This is a genomic window from Mumia flava (assembly GCF_002797495.1).
Taxonomy (GTDB): domain Bacteria; phylum Actinomycetota; class Actinomycetes; order Propionibacteriales; family Nocardioidaceae; genus Mumia; species Mumia flava.
Genome location: NZ_PGEZ01000001.1, coordinates 1,574,438 through 1,592,913, shown reverse-complemented (window position 1 = coordinate 1,592,913; position 18,476 = coordinate 1,574,438). Strand labels below are relative to the sequence as shown.

Genomic DNA, 18,476 nt, shown 5'->3' with positions numbered 1-18,476 from the left:
CGCTCCGCCTCGACCAACGGCTCTGTCGGCGCTCCGCTCCGCCTCGACCAGCGGTGGCCCTCCGCCGTGTGTGTTCGTTGCGTGCGCGAACTAGCGTGGGGCAGGTGAAGTTTCGATACCTGGGAAACAGCGGACTGAAGATCAGCGAGATCGCGTACGGCAACTGGTTGACCCACGGGTCGCAGGTCGAGGCCGACGTCGCGACCGCGTGCGTACGGCAAGCCCTCGAGGAGGGCATCACGACGTTCGACACCGCCGACGTCTACGCGAACACGAAGGCCGAGGCGGTCCTCGGTGAGGCCCTGGCGAACGAGCGGCGCGAGTCGCTCGAGATCTTCACCAAGGTCTACTGGCCGACCGGCCCGGCCGGCCCGAACGACTCCGGCCTCTCGCGCAAGCACATCATGGAGTCGATCAACGGCTCCCTGAAGCGGCTCGGCACCGACTACGTCGACCTCTACCAGGCGCACCGGTACGACACCGAGACGCCGCTGGAGGAGACGATGCAGGCGTTCGCGGACGTCGTGCGCAGCGGCAAGGCGCTGTACATCGGAGTGAGCGAGTGGACCGCGGAGCAGCTGCGCGCCGGGCATGCGCTCGCGCAGGACCTCGGCATCCAGCTGATCTCGAGCCAGCCGCAGTACTCGATGCTGTGGCGGGTGATCGAGTCGGAGGTCGTGCCGACGAGCCGCGAGCTCGGCGTCAGCCAGATCGTCTGGTCGCCGATCGCGCAGGGGATCCTGACCGGCAAGTACAAGCCGGGCCAGGCCCCGCCGGAGGGATCGCGTGCGACCGACGAGAAGGGCGGCGCCGACATGATCGGCCGCTGGATGACCGACGACGTCCTCGGCCGGGTCCAGAAGCTGGAGCCGATCGCCGCGGAGGCCGGTCTGACGATGGCGCAGCTCGCCGTCGCGTGGGTGCTGCAGAACGACAACGTGGCGGCCGCGATCATCGGGGCCTCCCGCCCCGAGCAGGTCACCGACAACGTGCGCGCCGGAGGCGTCGAGCTCGACGCCTCCCAGCTCGCGGCGATCGACGAGGCCCTCGGCGACGCGGTGATCTCCGACCCGGCGATGACCGCGAAGTCCGCGCCCTCGCGACGCCCGAGCTGACACCGTCCGTCCCGACCGTCCTGACCCGTCCCCGGTGCGCTCACGTCGTTTCGAGTTGAGCGCGCCGGGGTACGGGACGACGGTAGGACGTGTGCCCACCGGCACACCCGAACCAGCGGAAGGAGCCCACGATGCCAGGTCGGAAGTCCCCAGGTCCGAGTGTCAAGGACAAGAAGCTGTACGAAGAGCTCCGCGACGAGGGCGCATCGAAGTCGAAGGCTGCGCGGATCGCCAACCAGGCTGCGAAGACGTCGCGCTCGAAGGTCGGTCGCAAGGGCGGCAAGAATCCCGCGTACGAGGACTGGAGCAAGCAGGACCTCTACGATCGTGCCAAGGAGATCGGCATCGAAGGCCGGTCCAGCATGTCCAAGTCACAGCTCGTGAACGCGCTGCGCAACAGCTGAGGGGCGACGATGGCGGAGCCACAGAGGATCGAGGTCCGGGTCGACGGCGGGCTGGCCGGGACGCAGACGGTCGAGGTGACCGTCTCGCGGGACGCGTCCGACGCGTTCGTCGCATCGCTCTCGGAGGCGGAGATCGCCGCGGACCCCCTGGACAAGCGACCACCCGACCTCGACGGCGTCGTGCTCGCGGTGGGGTCGTTCCACCTCGGTCGTGACGGGTCCGGCTTCGGCACCGCACTGCGCGGCTTCACCGACTCGGTGGCTCCGGCCGCGGTCGCGCTCAGCATCGACGGCACGTCGTACGACGTGGCCGACCAGGCGCAGGTCGGCGACGCGCTCGCCGACCTGCGCGCGCGTCAGGAGTCGGACGACGACGACGCGCTCGAGGCCCGGGCGTCGTGGCAGCGGGAGTACGAGCAGGAGCAGGGCTCGGAGGACTCCGAGGAGCCCAAGTAGGGCAAGGCTGCCCGCGCGGCCGGAGCTTGGTGCTCCGCGCTCAGGCGGCCGTACGGTACGGGTCGTCCCCGGCGGGCGTCCACGCGATCGTCCGCTCCTCGAGCTCCGCGAGGTCGACGTCGGTGAGGTCGACCTCGTCCGGTGTCGCGTCGCGTTCGTCGCTCGGCGCCGCCGCGACCGCGACGGGCTCGGCGGCGACGGTCGCGTCGGCGGCTGCCTCGTCGTCCGCGAGCACGATGGCGTCGGCCGCTCCCTCGTCGGCCACTGCCTCGATGTCCGCTGCCTCACGGTCGTCGTCGGCCACGTCGAAGCCCGCGTCGTGGCGTGCTGCGAGGCCGGAGAGGCCGAGCAGGGCCAGCGCACCCAGGCAGGTGGTCGCGACCCAGGCCGTCAGCATGGGCTCGACGAGCGCACTCGGCGACGCCGTCACGATCAGACTGACGGGCGCGGTGAGGTTCGTCGCGAGCAGGAGGAACGCCGCCCCGAGCGGGACCCACACGTTTCCGCGTCCGCGGTGCGCGACCGTCAGGACGACCACGCCGGCGACGATCGAGACGAGCAGCCCGGCAGCGACGTAAGGTCCGGCGGCGGCGGGGATCCCGACCAGCGGGGCCGCGAGCGCGAGCAGTCCTGCGCCGCTCGCCAGTGCCAGGCCGACCGTCGCGGTCGTGGTTCCGCGCGGCTCCTGGGTGGGCTGCTCCACGGTGTTCCCCTTCGTCCGTTCCACCCGGCCGACGCTGGACGAGTGGTTCCAACGAGACCAACGCGACGCAATCGGACAACGTTTCCTGAGAACCGTGTGAAGACGGTCACCTCGCGAGCACGCCGGCATGGGTCAGGACGCGGGCCGTCGCACCGGGACCGAGCAGGAAGCCGAGGGACCGGACGGCGGAGGCCCGCTCGAGGTGATCCTGCGAGCCCACGTCGGAGACGAGGTCGGCGATCGCTCGGGCGCGTGCGTGGAACAACGCCCGCTCGAGCAGTGGTGGGTCGATGATCCCGCCGCCGGCGGTGTAGGCACGGACCATCCCGTACAGCCCCGCGCTGCCGAGGTCGCGCAGCATCAGGCCGACGTCGAGGGCGGGATCGGCCAGGGCGCCGCCGGACCAGTCGACGACACCGACGATCTCGAGCGGCTCGTCGGCCGCGGAGGCGACGTAGACGTGGTCGGCGCCGAGATCGGTGTGGGCGAGCACGCGACGTGAGGTGGACGGGGGTGCCTCCGTCTCGAGGAACTCGGCGATCGACCCGCGCAACGCCGTCCCGATCGCCGGGGCCGCCAGGTCCGCGCTCTCCCGCAGCGAGGCGAGGAGGTCGGAGGGGCGGGTTGCGTCGACCGGCACGAGCTCGGAGACGCTCGCCGCCGGCAGCGTGTGGAGGGCCGCGGTGAACGCGCCGATCTGCCCACCGAGCCGGGTCCGCTCGGCCGGGGCGAGCCCGGGCTCGGTCAACGGAGCCCGCAATGGCACACCGCCGAGCCGTTCGAGCTCCATCGAGTCGTCCACGACGTCGAGGGCGAGGACCCGTGGCAGCGGGAGCGGGGAGACCGCCGAGACGACCTGGATCAGCCGCGCCTCCTGGGTGGCGGACAGCCCACCGTCGCCGGGCCGCCGCCGACGCAGGATCACGCCGTGCTCGTCGGCCGGCACAGGGGTGTCCGCGTCGGGGGACATGCGCCACACCCTAGGGCGCTCTGCGCCCGCCGGCACGGCGTCGGCTGGCGGCACCGGACGGGCCCGACCGTACGGCTTCCTGAGAATTCCGTGAGGGTGACCACCCACGGGGTCGGCCGTGCGTCGCGCTCCGCCTACGATGATCGGGTGATCGAGACCGAGGAAGCCGGCCGGGCGGACCTGCCGGCGCGCGACGCCGCGTCCGAGGCGACCGGCCTGCGCAGTGCACTGGCCTGGCTGATGGTCGTCGGCGGCGGCATCGGGATCCTCGCCTCGAGCATCCTGACGTACGACAAGCTCAAGGTGGCCGAGAACCCTGATGCGGCCCTCGCCTGCACGCTCAACGCGTGGGTGGACTGCGGTGGGGTCGTGACGAGCAGCCAGTCGTCGCTCCTCGGGTTCCCGAACACCTTCCTCGGCATGATCGGCTTCGCCGTCGTCGTCACCCTCGGCATGCTGCTGCTGAGCGGCGTGCGGCTTCCCGAGTGGTTCTGGGTCGGCCTCCAGATCGGCGTCGTGCTCGCGATCGCGCTCATCACGTTCCTGCAGTACACGAGCATCTACACGCTGGTGCGGCTGTGCCCGTACTGCATGGTCGTCTGGACCGTCACGATCCCGCTGTTCGTCTCGGTCACGGCTCGCAACCTGCGGGCCTGGCGGCCGACCTGGGGATTCTCGCGGTTCGTCTCCGACTGGACGCTGCTGATCGTGCTGCTCTGGTACGTCGCGGTGCTGTCGCTGATCTGGTTCCAGTTCGGGCCCGACCGCCTCTTCGCCTGACCCGCCTCCGCCCGCGAGTCGCGTATGGCGGGGTCGCGACCCCGCCAGCGGTGACGCGCGGTCAGGACCAGGCGCGGGCGATGCGGTCGCGGTACCACCCGTACGACGCACGCGGGGTGCGGTCCTGCGTCGCGAGGTCGAGGTGGACCAGCCCGAAGCGCTGGGTGAAGCCCTCGGCCCACTCGAAGTTGTCGAGCAGCGACCAGCAGAAGTAGCCGCGCACGTCGACCCCGACCTCCCGCGCCGCACCCACGGCAGCGATGTGCCCGTCGAGGAACCCGATCCGCTCGACGTCGTCGTACGGCGGGGCGTCGGCGCCGTCCGGGTAGGCGCACCCGTTCTCCGTCACGAGGATCGGTGGCAGGGCGGCGCCGTACCGGTCGCGGAGTCCGACGAGCAGATCGGTCAGCCCCGAGGGCACGACCGGCCAGTCGAACCCGGTCCGCGGCACGCCCTCGATCGGCACGATCGCGAACGGCAGCGGGTCGTCGCCCTCCGGCGCGGCGATCCGGGTCGGGTTGTAGTAGTTGATCCCGAGCAGGTCGAGCGGCTGCGCGATCGTGGTCAGGTCCCCGTCCCGGACCACGCCGTCGGCCAGCGCGGCAAGCGCGTCGGGGTAGCGGCCGAGCAGCACCGGGTCGAGGAACATCCCGTTGTGGAACGCGTCGTACGCCGCCGCCGCGGTGCCGTCCTCGTCGGAGTCGCTCGCGGCTTCGACCGGGGTGCAGTTGTTCACCAGTGCGACGGGAGCGTCGGAGGCCGTACGCAGGGCTGAGGTCGCGAGGCCGTGTCCGAGCAGCTGGTGGTGGCCGGCAGCGAAAGCGTCGAGCATGCGCGCCTCGCCGGGCGCGTGGATGCCGAAGGCATAGCCGAACCCCATGTGCACGAACGGCTCGTTGAGCGTGCACCATGCGGCGACCCGGTCGCCCAGCGCATCGGCGACCAGCGCCGCGTACTCGGCGAACCGCTCGGCGGTCCCCCGCTCCATCCACCCGCCGTCGTCCTGGAGCGCCTGCGGCAGGTCCCAGTGGAACAGCGTCGCCACCGGGGCGACCCCGCGCTCGAGCATGCCGTCGACGAGCCGGTCGTAGTACGCGAGGCCGGCGGGGTTCGCGGGACCTCGGCCGTCGGGCTGGATCCTCGGCCAGGCGATCGAGAAACGGTACGCGTCGGCGCCGAGGCCGGCGACGAGGTCGAGGTCCTCGGTCCAGCGGTGGTAGGAGTCGCACGCGACCGCGCCGGAGGAGCCGTCGGCGATGACCCCGAGGCGTTCGCAGAACGTGTCCCAGATGCTGCGCCCACGCCCGTCCTCGCGCGCACCACCCTCGATCTGGTAGGCCGCCGTGGCGACGCCCCACCAGAAATCATCGGGTCCGGGTCTGTTCACGGCGGTGCTCATCCCCACATACTGGTCGGGTGTCCAACTCGGTGCAAGCCCCCAGCGCCGCGCTGCGTCGTGCCCGCGTGGCCACGGCGTGCGGCTTCTTCCTGCAGGCGCTGATCCTCGTCACGATCCTGTCGCGGCTGCCGGCGTTCGAGGACGAGCGCGGGGTGACCGAGGGCGACATCACGATCCTGCTGCTGCTCACCTCGGTGCTCGCCGGTGTCGGGTCCGTGGTCGCCGAGAGGATCGCGCTGGCCCGCTCCAGCGGGTTCGCGCTTCGGCTCGCGATGCTGACGATCTCCGTGATGGTGATCGTCGTCGGCCTGGTCGAGTCCGTCGGTGCGATGTACGTCGTCTTCGCGCTGTACGGGATCGGCGTCGGAGCCGTGGACGCGTCGATGAACATGCAGGGCGTGACCGTGCAGAAGCTGTACGGACGCAGCATCATGACCAGCTTCCACGGCGTGTGGAGCATCGGCGCGATCGTCGCCGCCGGGTACGCGGGCCTGACGGTGCTGCTGGACCTCACCCTGCGACCCACGCTGATCCTCGTCGGGGTGCTCGGGATCGTGCTCACCCTCGCGGTCGGACGGCGGTTCGTGACCGCGGCCGGGCTGGAGCACGGCGCCGAGGTGGCCGCCGACCCCGAGCACGTGCCGCACCTGCGGGTTCCGTGGCAGCCGATCCTCGCGCTCGGCCTGGTGATCGTGGTCTTCTACCTCGCCGACACCTCGGTGATGAGCTGGAGCACGCTCTACCTCCACGATGCGCTGGACGCGGCCGAGGCGATCGCGCCGTTCGGCTACGCCGCCTACCAGGCCGGCGCCGTCGTCTCGCGCCTCACCGGTGACCTGTTCGTGCGCCGGTACGGCGCGGTCGCGGTCGTGCGGGCCGGGACGCTGATCGGCTTCGTCGCACTCCTCGGTGTCGTGGCGGCGCCGTCGACGTGGTTCGTGATCGTCGCGTTCGGCGTGATGGGACTCGGCCTTCCCGTGATCGTGCCGTTGGCGTTCGCGGCGGCGGGGACGCTGCCCGACTCCGACGCCGACGTCGCGATCGCGCGGCTCAACATCTTCAACTACGTCGGCAACATCGTCGGCGCCGCCCTGATCGGTGCGATCGCGACCGGGGACGGGCTGCGCTGGATCTTCGTCGTGCCGCTCGTGCTCGTCCCGCTGATCCTGCTGGTCGCCCGTGCGTTCGCGCCGCGGGAGACGGCGAGCCGCGCCGCCCCGCGCGGCGCCTGAGCCGGACCTCGGCACGTGGCGACCGGGACCGCGTCCGGGCTGCCACCATCAGGGCATGACGGAGACCGGCGACCGGGCCGACCGACGGCGGCGCCTCGGGTGGGCCGGCCTGATCGTGCTGATCCTCGGGTGGTTCCTGCTGCCACAGATCGTCGGCCTCTTCGTCTTCGACCTCGACGACATGGACGACGGGTACGCGACGGTGCGCAGCACGATCGCGTCCGACCTCGGGATGGACGTCGGCGGCATCCTGATCCTCGCCCTGGTCGTCTGGCGACTCGGGTGGTGGCGGCTGGTCTGGTACGAGGCGCGGCGCGTGCGGCCCTGGGTGGCGGTCGTTCCGGTCTCGCTCCTCGTGTACTGCGTGCTGGTGACGGACTACGGGCAGCTCGCGGAGGTGCCAGGGTCACTGGTCGTGGTCTTCGGCCTCGCGATGGTGTCCACCGCGGTCAGCGAGGAGCTCCTGTTCCGTGGTGTCGCGCTCCAGACGATGCGCGACCGCTACCGCGAGGGGTGGGCGGTGTTCTGGTCGTGCTTCCTGTTCGGTGCGATCCACCTGGTCAACGCCGTCGTCGTCGGTGGGGCTGCCCTCGGCCAGGTCCTGATCGCCTTCGTCAGCGGCTACCTGCTCTATCTGTGCCTCCGGGTCGGCCGCGGCCTGTGGCTGCCGATCGTCGTGCACGCCGCGATCGACTTCGCCCAGTTCAGCAGCGGTGTCGGGTACGCCGAGCCGCCACTCTCGGACGCCCTGGCCTACGAGGCGCTGCTCCTGCTGGTGCTCGGTGGGGTGCTGCTGGCGGGGCGCAGACGGATCTCGCCCCGCGGACCGGCGGACCCGACGGCGGTCGCCGGCGCGGACGAGATCAGTCCCGGCTGATCCGCACGATCCCGGTCTCCGTCCCCTGGTAGAGCGTGCCGTTCGCAGCCGTCGTGCCGGTCATCTGGAGCGGGTTGTACGCGAGGCCCAGTCCCAGGAACGACGCGCTCAGCTCCGCCCCGGTGTGCGGATCGAGGGTCGCGTAGGAGTAGGCGGCGATGGTGTGACTCCCGACCAGCCCGGTCGGGCCGTCCACGGTGATCGTGGTGATCAGGTCGTCGGCGAGGGACAGCCGCGGCAGTGCAGCGGACGCGACGTCGTTCTCCCACACGACGTCGCAGCCCGACCCGTCGGCCCTCACGTCCACCCGGGTCATGCCCCCGTCGAAGTCCGCGGTCGCCGGGACCGGGTCGGGGACACCCTCCGGCGACGCCGGGTACGGGTAGCCGTAGGTGTTGGTGACGATCATGCTGCGACCGGACGCGATCATCGAGTCCTCGGTGCCGGAGGCGGCGTGGTCGGTCAGCACGGGCAGGCGGCAGACCGCGGCGCCGTCCGCGCTGCGCCGGACGATCAGGTTCTCGTGCGGGGCGGCGTTGTCGGTGATCGCGACGTACTCGGTCCCGTCGACCGGCCCGAAGAACGTCGGCGTCGCCCCGCTTCCCCAGCTCAGCTGACCGGGCTTGCGCGACGGGCCCCGGTCGTACGGCTGGCGCCACGCCACAGCCGGTGCGCCGTCGGCACCGCGCTTCACGCCGTACAGGGCGTGCTCGGTGACGACGCCGGTCAGCCCGGGGACGGTCGAGATGCTGTTCTGGACCGGCTCGCCGAGCGCGGTCGTGCGGACGGTCCCGTCGGGATCCACGGTGCCGACGGTGCCGTCGCTCGCGGCGAACCACACCTCGCCGTCCCAGCCCGGCGACAGGCCGACGACCGAGGCTCCGTCCGGGATCGCGGCGTCCAGCGACGTCGACGAGGCGACCTCGAGCCGCCACCCGAGCCAGGTCCTGCGGTGGCTGATCCGCAGCAGGTTGTGGTCGCCGTCGACGAGCACGAGCCGGTCCGCATCGTCGAGGAAGGCGTAGACGCCACCGAACAGCGCGCCCTTCTCGACCCGCAGCGACGCCAGGCTCCGCCCCGTGTCGGGGTTCAGCAGGTGGACGACCGGGGTGCGGCCCAGCACCTCCGTGCACAGCGCGACGGGCATGCCGTCGGCCCCGACGGTGATCGCGGGGCAGGCGGCGGCGAGCCCGCGGCGTACGGCGTCGATGCGGCCGGTGCCCGGGCTGCCGTACGGGGTGGTGTCGCTCGACGCGGTGTCGCCGTGCATCGTCGCGGTGCCGTTCGGGGCGGTGTGCGGGTTCTGCGGAGGGAGCGGCCCGAAGGACCCGTCGGCGGACGCAGGGGCCGCGAGGGCGAGACCGAGTGCGGCGGCGCCGACGGCGGTGGCGACGCGCAGGGAGCGCTGGGGGAGGTGCGGCATCGGGAGCTCCTGGGATGACCGGGGGTGTCAACGGGAGTGACCTTAGCGCGTGATCCCCGTCACGTCACCGGGCCCGATGCCTGTCGGTGCCTAGCGAGCCAGCACGGACAGCCGGTCGAGCGCCTCCGCGATCACGCTCTCCTGCTTGCAGAACGCCCACCGCACCAGCGGCCGGCCGGTCGCGACGTCGTCGTAGAACACCTGCGTCGGGATCGCCACCACCCCGGCGGTCTTCGGGAGCGCGAGACAGAACTCGATCCCGTCGTCGTACCCCAGCGGGCGGATGTCGGTCTGCGCGAAGTAGGTGCCCTGCGGGACGTACGTCGTGAAGCCGATCTCGCTCAGCCCGGCGCAGAGCTGGTCGCGGCGCGACTGGAGGATGGCGGCGAAGCGCTCGAAGTAGGAGGCGTCGTGGCCCAGGGCGTACGCGATCGCGGGCTGGAACGGCGCGCCGGACGTGTAGCTCAGGAACTGCTTCGCGCCCACCGCCGAGCGGACCAGCTCCGCCGGACCGCTCATCCACCCGACCTTCCAGCCCGTGAACGAGAACGACTTGCCCGCGCTCGAGATCGTCAGCGTCCGCTCGCGCATGCCGTCCAGCGTCGCCAGCGGGATGTGCGGGACGTCGTCGAACGTGAGGTGCTCGTAGACCTCGTCGGTGATCACCGTGAGGTCGCGCTCGACCGCGAGGTCGCGGATCGCGGTCAGCTCCTCGCGCGTGAGCACCGTCCCGGTGGGGTTGTGGGGACTGTTGATCAGCATCGTCGTGGTCCGCGGTCCGACCGCGGCGCGGAGCTCGTCGAGGTCGAGGCGGAAGTCGGGCGGACGCAGGGTCACCGGCCTGCGCACGCCACCGGCGAAGCCGAGCACCGCCACGTAGGAGTCGTAGTACGGCTCCAGCACCACGACCTCGTCGCCGGGGTCGACGAGTCCGAGGAGGGCGGCGGCGATCGCCTCGGTCGCGCCGGTCGACACCGCGATCTCGGTGTCGGGGTCGACGTCGAGGCCGTACCAGGTCTTCTGGTGGGTGGAGATCGCCTCGCGCAGCGCCGGGATGCCGGCGCCGGGCGGGTACTGGTTCGCGCCGCCGCGCATCGCCTCCACCGCCTGCTCGACCACGTCGGCCGGCCCGTCGGTGTCAGGAAAGCCCTGGCCGAGGTTGACCGCGCCGGTCTGGACCGCCAGTGCCGACATCTCGGCGAAGATCGTCGTGCCGAGGTCGGCCACGCGTGCGCTCGTGGACTTCATCGCCTCCGACCCTACGGCGTCGGTGCGACAATGACGAGGTGAGCACACAGGTCACCGAACCCGCCCCGCCGGGCCCGCGCAGCAAGCGCCGGAGCCGGACGGGTCGTGTCCTGACGGCTCTCGGGCTGGTGCTCGTGCTCGTCGGCGTGGGGATGCTCGGCTACGTCGGCTGGCAGTACTTCGGGACCAACATCATCTCCAAGCAGCACCAGGCCGAGCTGCGCCAGGATCTCGTACGCGAGTGGGACGCGCCGGTCAGAGCCACCGAGCCGGTGGAGATCGGCGACGCGATGGCGTTGCTGCGCGTGCCGCGCTTCGGCGACGACTACGTGATGCCGGTCGTACGCGGCGTCGACGACGCGTCGCTGGCCAGCGGGGTCGGGTGGTTCCCGGACACCGCGCGGCCCGGTCGGGTCGGCAACTTCGCGATCGCCGGCCACCGGGTCACCCACGGAGAGCCGTTCCGGCACTTCCTCGAGCTGAGGGCCGGCGACGAGGTGGTCGTCGAGACGCGCACCCACGTCTACACCTACGTGCTGCGCGACGACGGCACGGACCGCGAGCTCGACTTCTCCGAGGGCTGGGTGCTGGACCCCGTGCCGGGTGCGCCGGACGCCGAGCCGACCGAGAAGCTGATCACGATGGTGACCTGCTCGGAGCTGTTCCACACCGACAAGCGCAGCATCGTCTTCGGCGAGCTCGAGAGCGCGGTGAAGAAGTAGCCGGCGCTGCGCTCGTCGACTCTCGATCACTCGCTGCGCTCGTGCCTCGAGTACCGGAGGCAGCTCCGCTCGTCGAGGCCGAGCGGAGCGAGGATCGAGACGCGACCGCCGTGGAGCGGAGCGACGATGCTTCGTTCGTCGAGGCGGAGCGGAGCGACGATCGAGACGTCCCCCCGATACCCTCGCCCCATGAGCGATCACGAGGCCCTCGTCCGTCAGGTCACCGCGAAGGCGGTCGTGCACGGGCGCGTCACGCTGTCGTCCGGCAAGGAGGCCGACTACTACGTCGACATGCGCCGCGTGACGCTCGACCACGAGGCCGCCCCGCTGGTCGGCAAGGTGATGCTCGACCTGCTCGACGATCTCTCCTACGACGCAGTCGGCGGGCTCACGATGGGCGCCGACCCGGTCGCGATGGCCATGATGCACGCGGCTGCGGCGCAGGGCCGCCCGCTCGATGCGTTCGTGGTCCGCAAGGCCGAGAAGGCGCACGGGCTCCAGCGGCGGATCGAGGGTCCGGACGTCGAGGGCCGTCGGGTCGTCGCCGTCGAGGACACCTCGACCACCGGTGGTTCGGTGCTCACGGCCGTGGAGGCGCTGCGCGAGGCGGGTGCCGAGGTGGTCGCCGTCGCGGTGATCGTCGACCGCGACACGGGGGCTGCGGACCGGGTGCGCGAAGCCGGGTACGACTACCGGTTCGCGATCGGCAAGTCCGAGCTCGGGCTCTGAGCTCGGCGGAGTCCATGACTGAGGTCGGTGTCGGTCCGTGGGACGGTCCGTGGCCGGACGACCCGCGCTACGACCCCGAGCTGTTGCGCGACGGCGATCGGCGCAACGTCGTCGACACCTATCGCTACTGGTCGCTCGACGCGATCGTCGCCGACCTCGACACGCGGCGGCACCCGTTCCACGTCGTGATCGAGAACTGGCAGCACGACCACAACATCGGCTCGATCGTCCGGACCGCCAACGCGTTCGCCGCGGCCGAGATCCACATCGTCGGCCGGCGGCGCTGGAACCGCCGCGGTGCGATGGTCACCGACCGGTACCAGCACGTACGCCACCACGCGGACGTGGCCGCGTTCGGCACGTGGGCGGATGCGGCGGGCCTCGAGGTGGTCGCGATCGACAACGTCCCTGGCGCGGAGCCGATCGAGCGGGCGTCGCTGCCGCGGGAGTGCGCGCTGGTGTTCGGTCAGGAAGGCCCGGGGCTGAGCAGCGAGATGATCGGTCTGTGCTCGCGCGTCCTCGCGATCAGCCAGTTCGGGTCGACGCGCTCGATCAACGTCGGCGCGGCGGCTGCGGTCGCGATGCACGCCTGGATCCGCGAGCACGCGGAGATCTGAGCACCGTGTTCACGCAACGTGAACACATCAGATTCTGAGCACGCGGCGCGGTTCGGTGCCGGTTCTCCGGATGGCGTTCGGAAGGCCCGCTGCTCCGCCAGATGACCGGGAACATCGCCGACAACCGGCTGCTGCTCGAGGCATTCCGCTCCGGCCTCGCTCGTGACGCCTAGGCTCGCCTCATGCCTCGCAGAATCGTCGTGGTCGGGGGAGACGCCGCCGGGATGTCCGCCGCGTCCACGGTCAAGCGCGCCCTCGGCGACTCCGCTGACGTGCTCGTCCTCGAACGCCAGCCGTGGACCTCGTACTCCGCGTGCGGCATCCCGTACTGGATCGCCGGCGACGTCCCGACGCTCGACGACCTGATCGCACGCACACCCGACGAGCACCGCGCCAACGGCATCGACGTCCGGACCGAGACCGTGGTGACCGGACTCGATCTCGACTCCGGCAAGGTCACCGCCCGCGACGCCGACGGCGAGCGTTCGTACGGCTACGACGAGCTCGTGATCGCCACCGGCGCGGAGCCGCAGGTCCCCGAGGTCCCGGGCGCGGACGCCGAGGGGATCTACGGCGTCCAGACCCTCGACCAGGGCGCCGCGGTGCTCGACGCGCTCGAGCACGATCCCAAGCACGTCGTGGTGGTCGGGTCCGGCTACATCGGGCTCGAGATGGCCGAGGCGTGCGTACGGCGTGGTCTGGAGACCGTGGTCGTCGGACGCAGTCCGCAGCCGATGACCGGCCTGGACCCGGAGCTCGGGACGGTCGTGGCAGACGAGATGCGCCGCGACGGGATCACGGTGCGGTCGTCGGAGACGGTGACGGCGTTCGAGACCGACGCGCACGGGCGGCTGCGGGCCGCGGTCACCGACCAGGGCACGATCGAGACCGATCTCGTGATCCTCGGGACCGGCGTCAAGGCCCGTACGGAGCTCGCCGCCGCGGCCGGGCTGTCGCTGGGGGTCAAGGACGCACTGCCGGTCGACGGGCGCGGACGGGTCGACGCGGACCGGCACGTGTGGGCCGCCGGCGACTGCGTGGAGTCGTTCCACCGGGTCTCGCGACGCCCGACGTACGTCCCGCTCGGCACCCACGCGAACAAGCAGGGCGTCGTCGTCGGAAAGAACCTCGCCGGGCACCCGCTCGCGTTCCCCGGGGTCGTGGGGACGGCGATGACGAAGGTGGTGACCCTGGAGATCGCCCTGACCGGGCTCGGCGAGACCGACGCAGCCGAGGCCGGGTTCGAGCCGGTTCCTGTGACGGTCGAGGCGACGACGTTCGCCGGCTACATGCCCGGCGTCCGGGACATGACGATCAGGGTCGTCGCCGACCGGCCCTCGCGGCGCCTCCTCGGTGCGCAGATCGTCGGTCGTGAAGGGTCGGCGCTGCGGATCGACTCGTTCGCACTCGCGCTGTGGAACGAGATGACCGTCGACGACCTGATGATGACCGACCTCGGATACGCCCCGCCGTACTCCAGCGTCTGGGACCCGGTCCAGCAGGCCGCTCGCCGGGCCGCGTCCGTGCTCTGACCCGGGCTTTCCACGGCGGCGTCGGCTGCGATAATGACCGGACCAGCCCCAGGTCGATGAGGAGTCACCATGCCGGTCGCCACGCCCGAGGTCTACGCCGAGATGCTGGACAAGGCGAAGCGTGAGTCGTTCGCCTACCCCGCCATCAACGTGAGCTCGTCGCAGACGCTGAACGCCGCGCTCGCCGGGTTCGCCGAGGCCGAGAGCGACGGCATCATCCAGATCTCGACCGGCGGCGCGGAGTACCTCTCCGGTCCGACCGTGAAGGACATGGTCTCCGGCTCGCTCGCGTTCGCAGCGTTCGCCCAGGAGGTCGCGAAGAAGTACCCGATCAACGTCGCGCTGCACACCGACCACTGCCCGAAGGACAAGCTCGACGGCTTCGTACGGCCGCTGCTGGCGGCGAGCGAGGAGCGGGTCGCGTCCGGCGGCCTGCCGTACTTCCAGTCGCACATGTGGGACGGCTCCGCCGTGCCGCTTGAGGAGAACCTCCAGATCGCCGAGGACCTGCTCGCGCACTGCGCGAAGGCCCAGGTCGTCCTCGAGATCGAGGTCGGTGTCGTCGGCGGCGAAGAGGACGGCGTCGAGAACGCCATCAACGAGAAGCTCTACACCTCGCCCGACGACGCCCTCGCGATCGTCGAGGCGCTCGGGACCGGCGACAAGGGCCGCTACCTGACCGCACTCACCTTCGGCAACGTGCACGGCGTCTACAAGCCCGGCAACGTCAAGCTGCGCCCGTCCGTGCTCGACGTCGCGCAGAAGGCCGTCGCCGAGAAGTACGGCCAGGAGCGCGCGTTCGACTTCGTATTCCACGGCGGCTCCGGCTCGAGCGCCGAGGAGATCGCCGAGGCGGTCTCGTACGGCGTGATCAAGATGAACGTCGACACCGACACCCAGTACGCCTTCACCCGCCCGGTCGCGGACCACATGTTCCGCAGCTACGACGGGGTGCTGAAGGTCGACGGCGAGGTCGGCAACAAGAAGACGTACGACCCCCGCGCCTGGGGCAAGGCGGCCGAGGCCGGGATGGCGGCGCGGGTCGTCGAGGCCTGCTCGAACCTGTCCTCCACCGGGACGAAGCTCTGACGGCGGCGCGCTCCGGCCGCGGCGTTACGGTGGGCGCATGACGAACCTTCTCGGCGAGCCCCCGGAGACCCTCCTTCCCGACGACCCGGCAGCCTCGGCCGTCGGCACCCCGCAGGAGGTCGCGCGGGCCCACCCGGCCTCCAGCCTCGCGTGGGCGCGCTGCGCCGAGGAGGCGCTCGCGTCCGACGACGACGTCGTGGCGTACGCGTTCGCGCGGACCGGCTACCACCGCGGGCTGGACGCGCTGCGGCGCAACGGCTGGAAGGGCCACGGGCCGGTCCCGTGGTCGCACCCCGGCAACCAGGGGTTCCTTCGGGCGCTGGCCGCACTCGCGACGGCGTCGGAGCGGATCGGTGACGACGAGGAGGCGCACCGCTGCCGGGAGTTCCTCCGCGAGTCCAGCCGCGAGGGCTACGACACCCTGATCGGCGGCTGACGCCCTTCGGATGGCCGCCCCTGCGCGCCGGTTGAGCCGCCCTTCCGCGCCGGTTGAGCCGCCCTTCCGCGCCGGTTGAGCCTGTCGAAACCCCACAAAGCGAAGCAGTGGCCGCGGACTGGAGTCATCCCCCGGTAGACTCCGTCGCGGCCACTGCCACTGGACCTATTGTTGCGCGAGTTCGCGTCCTCCGCAATATGTCCGATTAATCCGCTTCTCGTGTCGTGGCGAGGTCCGGGCCGGTGCCGTCGCCCCCGCCGGCGGGCACGAGCATCCGGTACGCGCCGTGCTGCAGCCGCCAGGTCCGCTCGCGCAGCCCGTCGCCGGTCTCGCCGTCGACGTTCCACACCAGGTCACGCCCGCTGATCGTCACCTCGCGGGCGCGCACGCTGACCGTGTCGCGAAGCCTCGTATGGGTGCCCCGGAGCATCTTCAGCCCGTACGCGACCCGCCGCCCGAACCGGGCCGCGTGCGAGATCGTCACGTCCAGCAGCCCGTCGGTCGGGTCGGCCTCGGGGAGCAACGGCGTCCCGCCGCCGACGAACCGGCCCACCCCGACCGCCACCTGGATCACGTCGTCGCCGCCGTCGAGGACACGGCCGTCGACCGCCACCGTCATGGTCCGCGCGGGTCCGAACAGGCCGCGCCGCAGCGCCCCGACCGGGTAGCCGAGCGGGCCGAGCCACTTCTTCAGCGGCTCCGCGGCACGGGTGGCCTCCGCGCCGACGCCGACGTGCAGGGCGTTGACGACCACCCCGCCGTCGTCGTCGACCGCGAGATCGAGCGGGACCGGGTCGGCGTCGAGCATGGCGGCCGCCACGGTCAGCGGATCCTCGTCGAGCCCCAGGGTGCGGGCGAAGTCGTTGCCGGTCCCGAGCGGCAGCAGCCCGACGACGACGTCGCCGAGCCGGTCCAGCGTGTGCAGCGCCGCGATCAGCGCGTGCAGCGACCCGTCGCCGCCGGCTGCGACCACCACGTCCACGGCGGGACGCTCTCGCAGCGCCGCCTGCAGCTCGTCCGGTCCACCGGTGCGGACCACGTCGACGTCTCCACGAGCGCGCAGCAGCCCGACGGCGGAGTCGAGCACCTCGTCGTCGGCGCTGCCGGCGGTCGCGTTCGCGACGATCAGGACCTGGGGCATGTCATCGGTGTACCACGGCGGTCCCCACGGGCATCCGTACCGCCGCAGCGGGTTCGCTAGACTGCGACGGTAAGAGCCCCAGGATCCGGGGCTTGTCGCATGTTCGCAGGTGGTGCCCTCCATGCCCGCAGTCGTGATCGTCGGAGCCCAGTGGGGTGACGAGGGGAAGGGGAAGGCGACCGACCTGCTCGGCAGCCGCGTCGACTACGTCGTGAAGTTCAACGGCGGCAACAACGCGGGCCACACGGTGGTGATCGGCAGCGAGAAGTACGCCCTCCACCTCCTCCCGAGCGGCATCCTCACCCCGGGGGTCGTCCCGGTGATCGGCAACGGCGTCGTCGTCGACGTCGGTGTCCTGTTCGAGGAGATCGACGGGCTCGAGGCGCGCGGGATCGACACCTCGCGGCTGCGGGTGAGTGCGAGCGCCCACGTGATCCCGGAGTACAACAAGGTGCTCGACAAGACCACCGAGCGGTTCCTCGGCTCCCGCAAGATCGGCACGACCGGGCGGGGCATCGGCCCCACGTACGCCGACAAGATGAACCGCCAGGGGATTCGCGTCCAGGACCTCTTCGACGAGAAGATCCTGACCCAGAAGGTCGAGGCCGCGCTCGACCTGAAGAACCAGATCCTCACCAAGGTCTACAACCGCCGTGCCGTGACCGTCGAGGAGGTCGTCGACGACCTGCTGTCGTACGCCGACCGGCTCGCTCCGTACGTCGCGGACACCGGGCTGCTGCTGCACGAGGCACTGACCGACGACAAGGTCGTGCTGCTCGAGGCCGGGCAGGCGACGATGCTCGACGTCGACCACGGCACGTACCCGTTCGTGACCTCCTCCTCGGCGACCGCCGGCGGCGCGGCGACCGGGTCGGGGATCGCTCCGACGGCGATCGAGCGCGTGATCGGGATCGTCAAGGCCTACGCCACCCGCGTCGGCGAGGGTCCGTTCCCGACCGAGCTGTTCGACGACTCCGGCGACTTCCTCCGCGATGCGGGCGGCGAGTACGGCACGACGACGGGTCGTCCGCGCCGGTGCGGCTGGTACGACGCGGTCGTCGCGCGCTACGCCGCACGGGTCAACGGCGTGACCGACTTCGTGCTCACCAAGCTCGACGTCCTCACGGGTCTCGAGACCATCCCCGTCTGCGTCGCCTACGACGTCGACGGGGTGCGGCACGACGAGATGCCGGTGAACCAGACCGACTTCCACCACGCCACGCCCGTGTACGAGGAGCTGCCGGGCTGGGACGAGGACATCTCGGACGCCCGTTCGTTCGAGGATCTGCCGGTCAACGCGCAGGCCTACGTACGCCGGGTCGAGGAGCTGTCCGGGTCGCGGATCTCGGTGATCGGCGTCGGCCCGGGTCGCGACCAGGCGGTCGTGCTGCACGACCTGGTCTGAGTCCGCTGCGCGACCGGTCTGTGGCGGTCTCCGGCACTCCGGTTCGCCGGTGGCGGTCTCCGTAACTCCGGTTCGCCCGGTGGCGGTCTCCGTAGCCGGCTACGGAGTTCCGCACCGGGCCCTGATGGTTTCCCGCGCCAGGTGATGGTCTCCCCAGTTGGCTGGGCAGACCGTCAGGCCTGACAGGTCTCCGTAGCC

General features: G+C 71.4%; 19 protein-coding genes. 13 read left to right on the top strand and 6 right to left on the bottom strand.

From position 1 onward, the window contains the following. Positions 1-104 precede the first annotated feature (104 nt). The 3 genes from CLV56_RS07580 to CLV56_RS07570 all read left to right on the top strand — a co-directional run bounded on the left by CLV56_RS07580 (position 105) and on the right by CLV56_RS07570 (position 1,975). Positions 105-1,115 carry an aldo/keto reductase family protein gene (locus tag CLV56_RS07580; protein ID WP_039341889.1) on the top strand — a complete coding sequence of 337 codons (1,011 nt, stop codon included), beginning with the start codon at positions 105-107 and terminating at the stop codon, positions 1,113-1,115. A gap of 131 nt (positions 1,116-1,246) precedes the next feature. Then, positions 1,247-1,519 carry a DUF7218 family protein gene (locus CLV56_RS07575; protein ID WP_039341772.1) on the top strand — a complete coding sequence of 91 codons (273 nt, stop codon included), beginning with the start codon at positions 1,247-1,249 and terminating at the stop codon, positions 1,517-1,519. Positions 1,520-1,528: 9 nt separating this feature from the next. Beyond that, on the top strand, positions 1,529-1,975 hold the full coding sequence (locus tag CLV56_RS07570; protein WP_039341769.1) for a hypothetical protein: 447 nt from the start codon (positions 1,529-1,531) through the stop codon (positions 1,973-1,975). A gap of 40 nt (positions 1,976-2,015) precedes the next feature. Here the strand turns inward: CLV56_RS07570 and CLV56_RS07565 are convergent, their stop codons facing one another. Further along, positions 2,016-2,678, bottom strand: a complete 663-nt coding sequence (locus CLV56_RS07565) for a hypothetical protein (RefSeq protein WP_157805105.1) — start codon at positions 2,676-2,678, stop codon at positions 2,016-2,018. A gap of 106 nt (positions 2,679-2,784) precedes the next feature. After that, on the bottom strand, positions 2,785-3,648 hold the full coding sequence (locus CLV56_RS07560; RefSeq protein ID WP_039341764.1) for a phosphotransferase family protein: 864 nt from the start codon (positions 3,646-3,648) through the stop codon (positions 2,785-2,787). A gap of 147 nt (positions 3,649-3,795) precedes the next feature. Between CLV56_RS07560 and CLV56_RS07555 the strand changes: the two genes are divergently transcribed. After that, positions 3,796-4,428, top strand: a complete 633-nt coding sequence (locus tag CLV56_RS07555) for a vitamin K epoxide reductase family protein (protein WP_039341885.1) — start codon at positions 3,796-3,798, stop codon at positions 4,426-4,428. 61 nt (positions 4,429-4,489) lie between these two features. Here CLV56_RS07555 and CLV56_RS07550 read toward each other — a convergent pair whose 3' ends face one another. Beyond that, positions 4,490-5,827 carry a GH1 family beta-glucosidase gene (locus tag CLV56_RS07550; protein WP_039341762.1) on the bottom strand — a complete coding sequence of 446 codons (1,338 nt, stop codon included), beginning with the start codon at positions 5,825-5,827 and terminating at the stop codon, positions 4,490-4,492. Between the two features lie 17 nt (positions 5,828-5,844). Between CLV56_RS07550 and CLV56_RS07545 the strand changes: the two genes are divergently transcribed. Together CLV56_RS07545 and CLV56_RS07540 are read left to right on the top strand one after the other, a co-directional pair. Then, the gene (locus CLV56_RS07545; protein WP_039341759.1) at positions 5,845-7,059 is read left to right on the top strand and encodes an MFS transporter; all 1,215 of its coding nucleotides are present in this window, start codon (positions 5,845-5,847) and stop codon (positions 7,057-7,059) included. A 55-nt stretch (positions 7,060-7,114) separates the two neighbouring features. Next, positions 7,115-7,936 carry a CPBP family intramembrane glutamic endopeptidase gene (locus tag CLV56_RS07540; protein WP_100414626.1) on the top strand — a complete coding sequence of 274 codons (822 nt, stop codon included), beginning with the start codon at positions 7,115-7,117 and terminating at the stop codon, positions 7,934-7,936. On the opposite strand, the gene CLV56_RS07535 is transcribed toward CLV56_RS07540, so the two are convergent. Then, a complete protein-coding gene (locus CLV56_RS07535) occupies positions 7,923-9,359 on the bottom strand; it encodes a hypothetical protein (RefSeq protein ID WP_039341757.1) in 1,437 nt (478 codons plus the stop codon). The two genes, CLV56_RS07540 and CLV56_RS07535, sit on opposite strands and share 14 nt — an antisense overlap. A 90-nt stretch (positions 9,360-9,449) precedes the next feature. Continuing rightward, positions 9,450-10,607, bottom strand: coding sequence for a pyridoxal phosphate-dependent aminotransferase (locus tag CLV56_RS07530; RefSeq protein ID WP_039341754.1), 1,158 nt, complete (start codon positions 10,605-10,607; stop codon positions 9,450-9,452). Between the two features lie 38 nt (positions 10,608-10,645). Here CLV56_RS07530 and CLV56_RS07525 point away from each other — a divergent pair, with 38 nt between their 5' ends. From CLV56_RS07525 to CLV56_RS07500, 6 genes are all read left to right on the top strand, one after another. Then, positions 10,646-11,329: a class E sortase gene (locus tag CLV56_RS07525; protein ID WP_245857687.1), complete on the top strand. Its 684-nt coding sequence runs from the start codon at positions 10,646-10,648 to the stop codon at positions 11,327-11,329. A 189-nt stretch (positions 11,330-11,518) separates the two neighbouring features. Continuing rightward, on the top strand, positions 11,519-12,058 hold the full coding sequence (gene pyrE, locus CLV56_RS07520) for an orotate phosphoribosyltransferase (protein ID WP_039341752.1): 540 nt from the start codon (positions 11,519-11,521) through the stop codon (positions 12,056-12,058). A 14-nt stretch (positions 12,059-12,072) separates the two neighbouring features. Then, positions 12,073-12,675 carry a TrmH family RNA methyltransferase gene (locus CLV56_RS07515; RefSeq protein WP_100414625.1) on the top strand — a complete coding sequence of 201 codons (603 nt, stop codon included), beginning with the start codon at positions 12,073-12,075 and terminating at the stop codon, positions 12,673-12,675. A 182-nt stretch (positions 12,676-12,857) separates the two neighbouring features. Then, positions 12,858-14,207: an FAD-dependent oxidoreductase gene (locus tag CLV56_RS07510; RefSeq protein ID WP_039341749.1), complete on the top strand. Its 1,350-nt coding sequence runs from the start codon at positions 12,858-12,860 to the stop codon at positions 14,205-14,207. Positions 14,208-14,276: 69 nt separating this feature from the next. Further along, on the top strand, positions 14,277-15,296 hold the full coding sequence (fbaA, locus tag CLV56_RS07505; RefSeq protein WP_039341746.1) for a class II fructose-bisphosphate aldolase: 1,020 nt from the start codon (positions 14,277-14,279) through the stop codon (positions 15,294-15,296). Positions 15,297-15,333: 37 nt separating this feature from the next. Then, positions 15,334-15,732, top strand: a complete 399-nt coding sequence (locus CLV56_RS07500) for a DUF3151 domain-containing protein (RefSeq protein WP_039341743.1) — start codon at positions 15,334-15,336, stop codon at positions 15,730-15,732. 205 nt (positions 15,733-15,937) lie between these two features. On the opposite strand, the gene CLV56_RS07495 is transcribed toward CLV56_RS07500, so the two are convergent. Beyond that, positions 15,938-16,873, bottom strand: a complete 936-nt coding sequence (locus CLV56_RS07495; protein ID WP_170224764.1) for a diacylglycerol/lipid kinase family protein — start codon at positions 16,871-16,873, stop codon at positions 15,938-15,940. 109 nt (positions 16,874-16,982) lie between these two features. On the opposite strand from CLV56_RS07495, the gene CLV56_RS07490 reads away from it, so the two are divergent. Further along, positions 16,983-18,278 carry an adenylosuccinate synthase gene (locus CLV56_RS07490; protein WP_245857685.1) on the top strand — a complete coding sequence of 432 codons (1,296 nt, stop codon included), beginning with the start codon at positions 16,983-16,985 and terminating at the stop codon, positions 18,276-18,278. Positions 18,279-18,476: the final 198 nt, after the last annotated feature.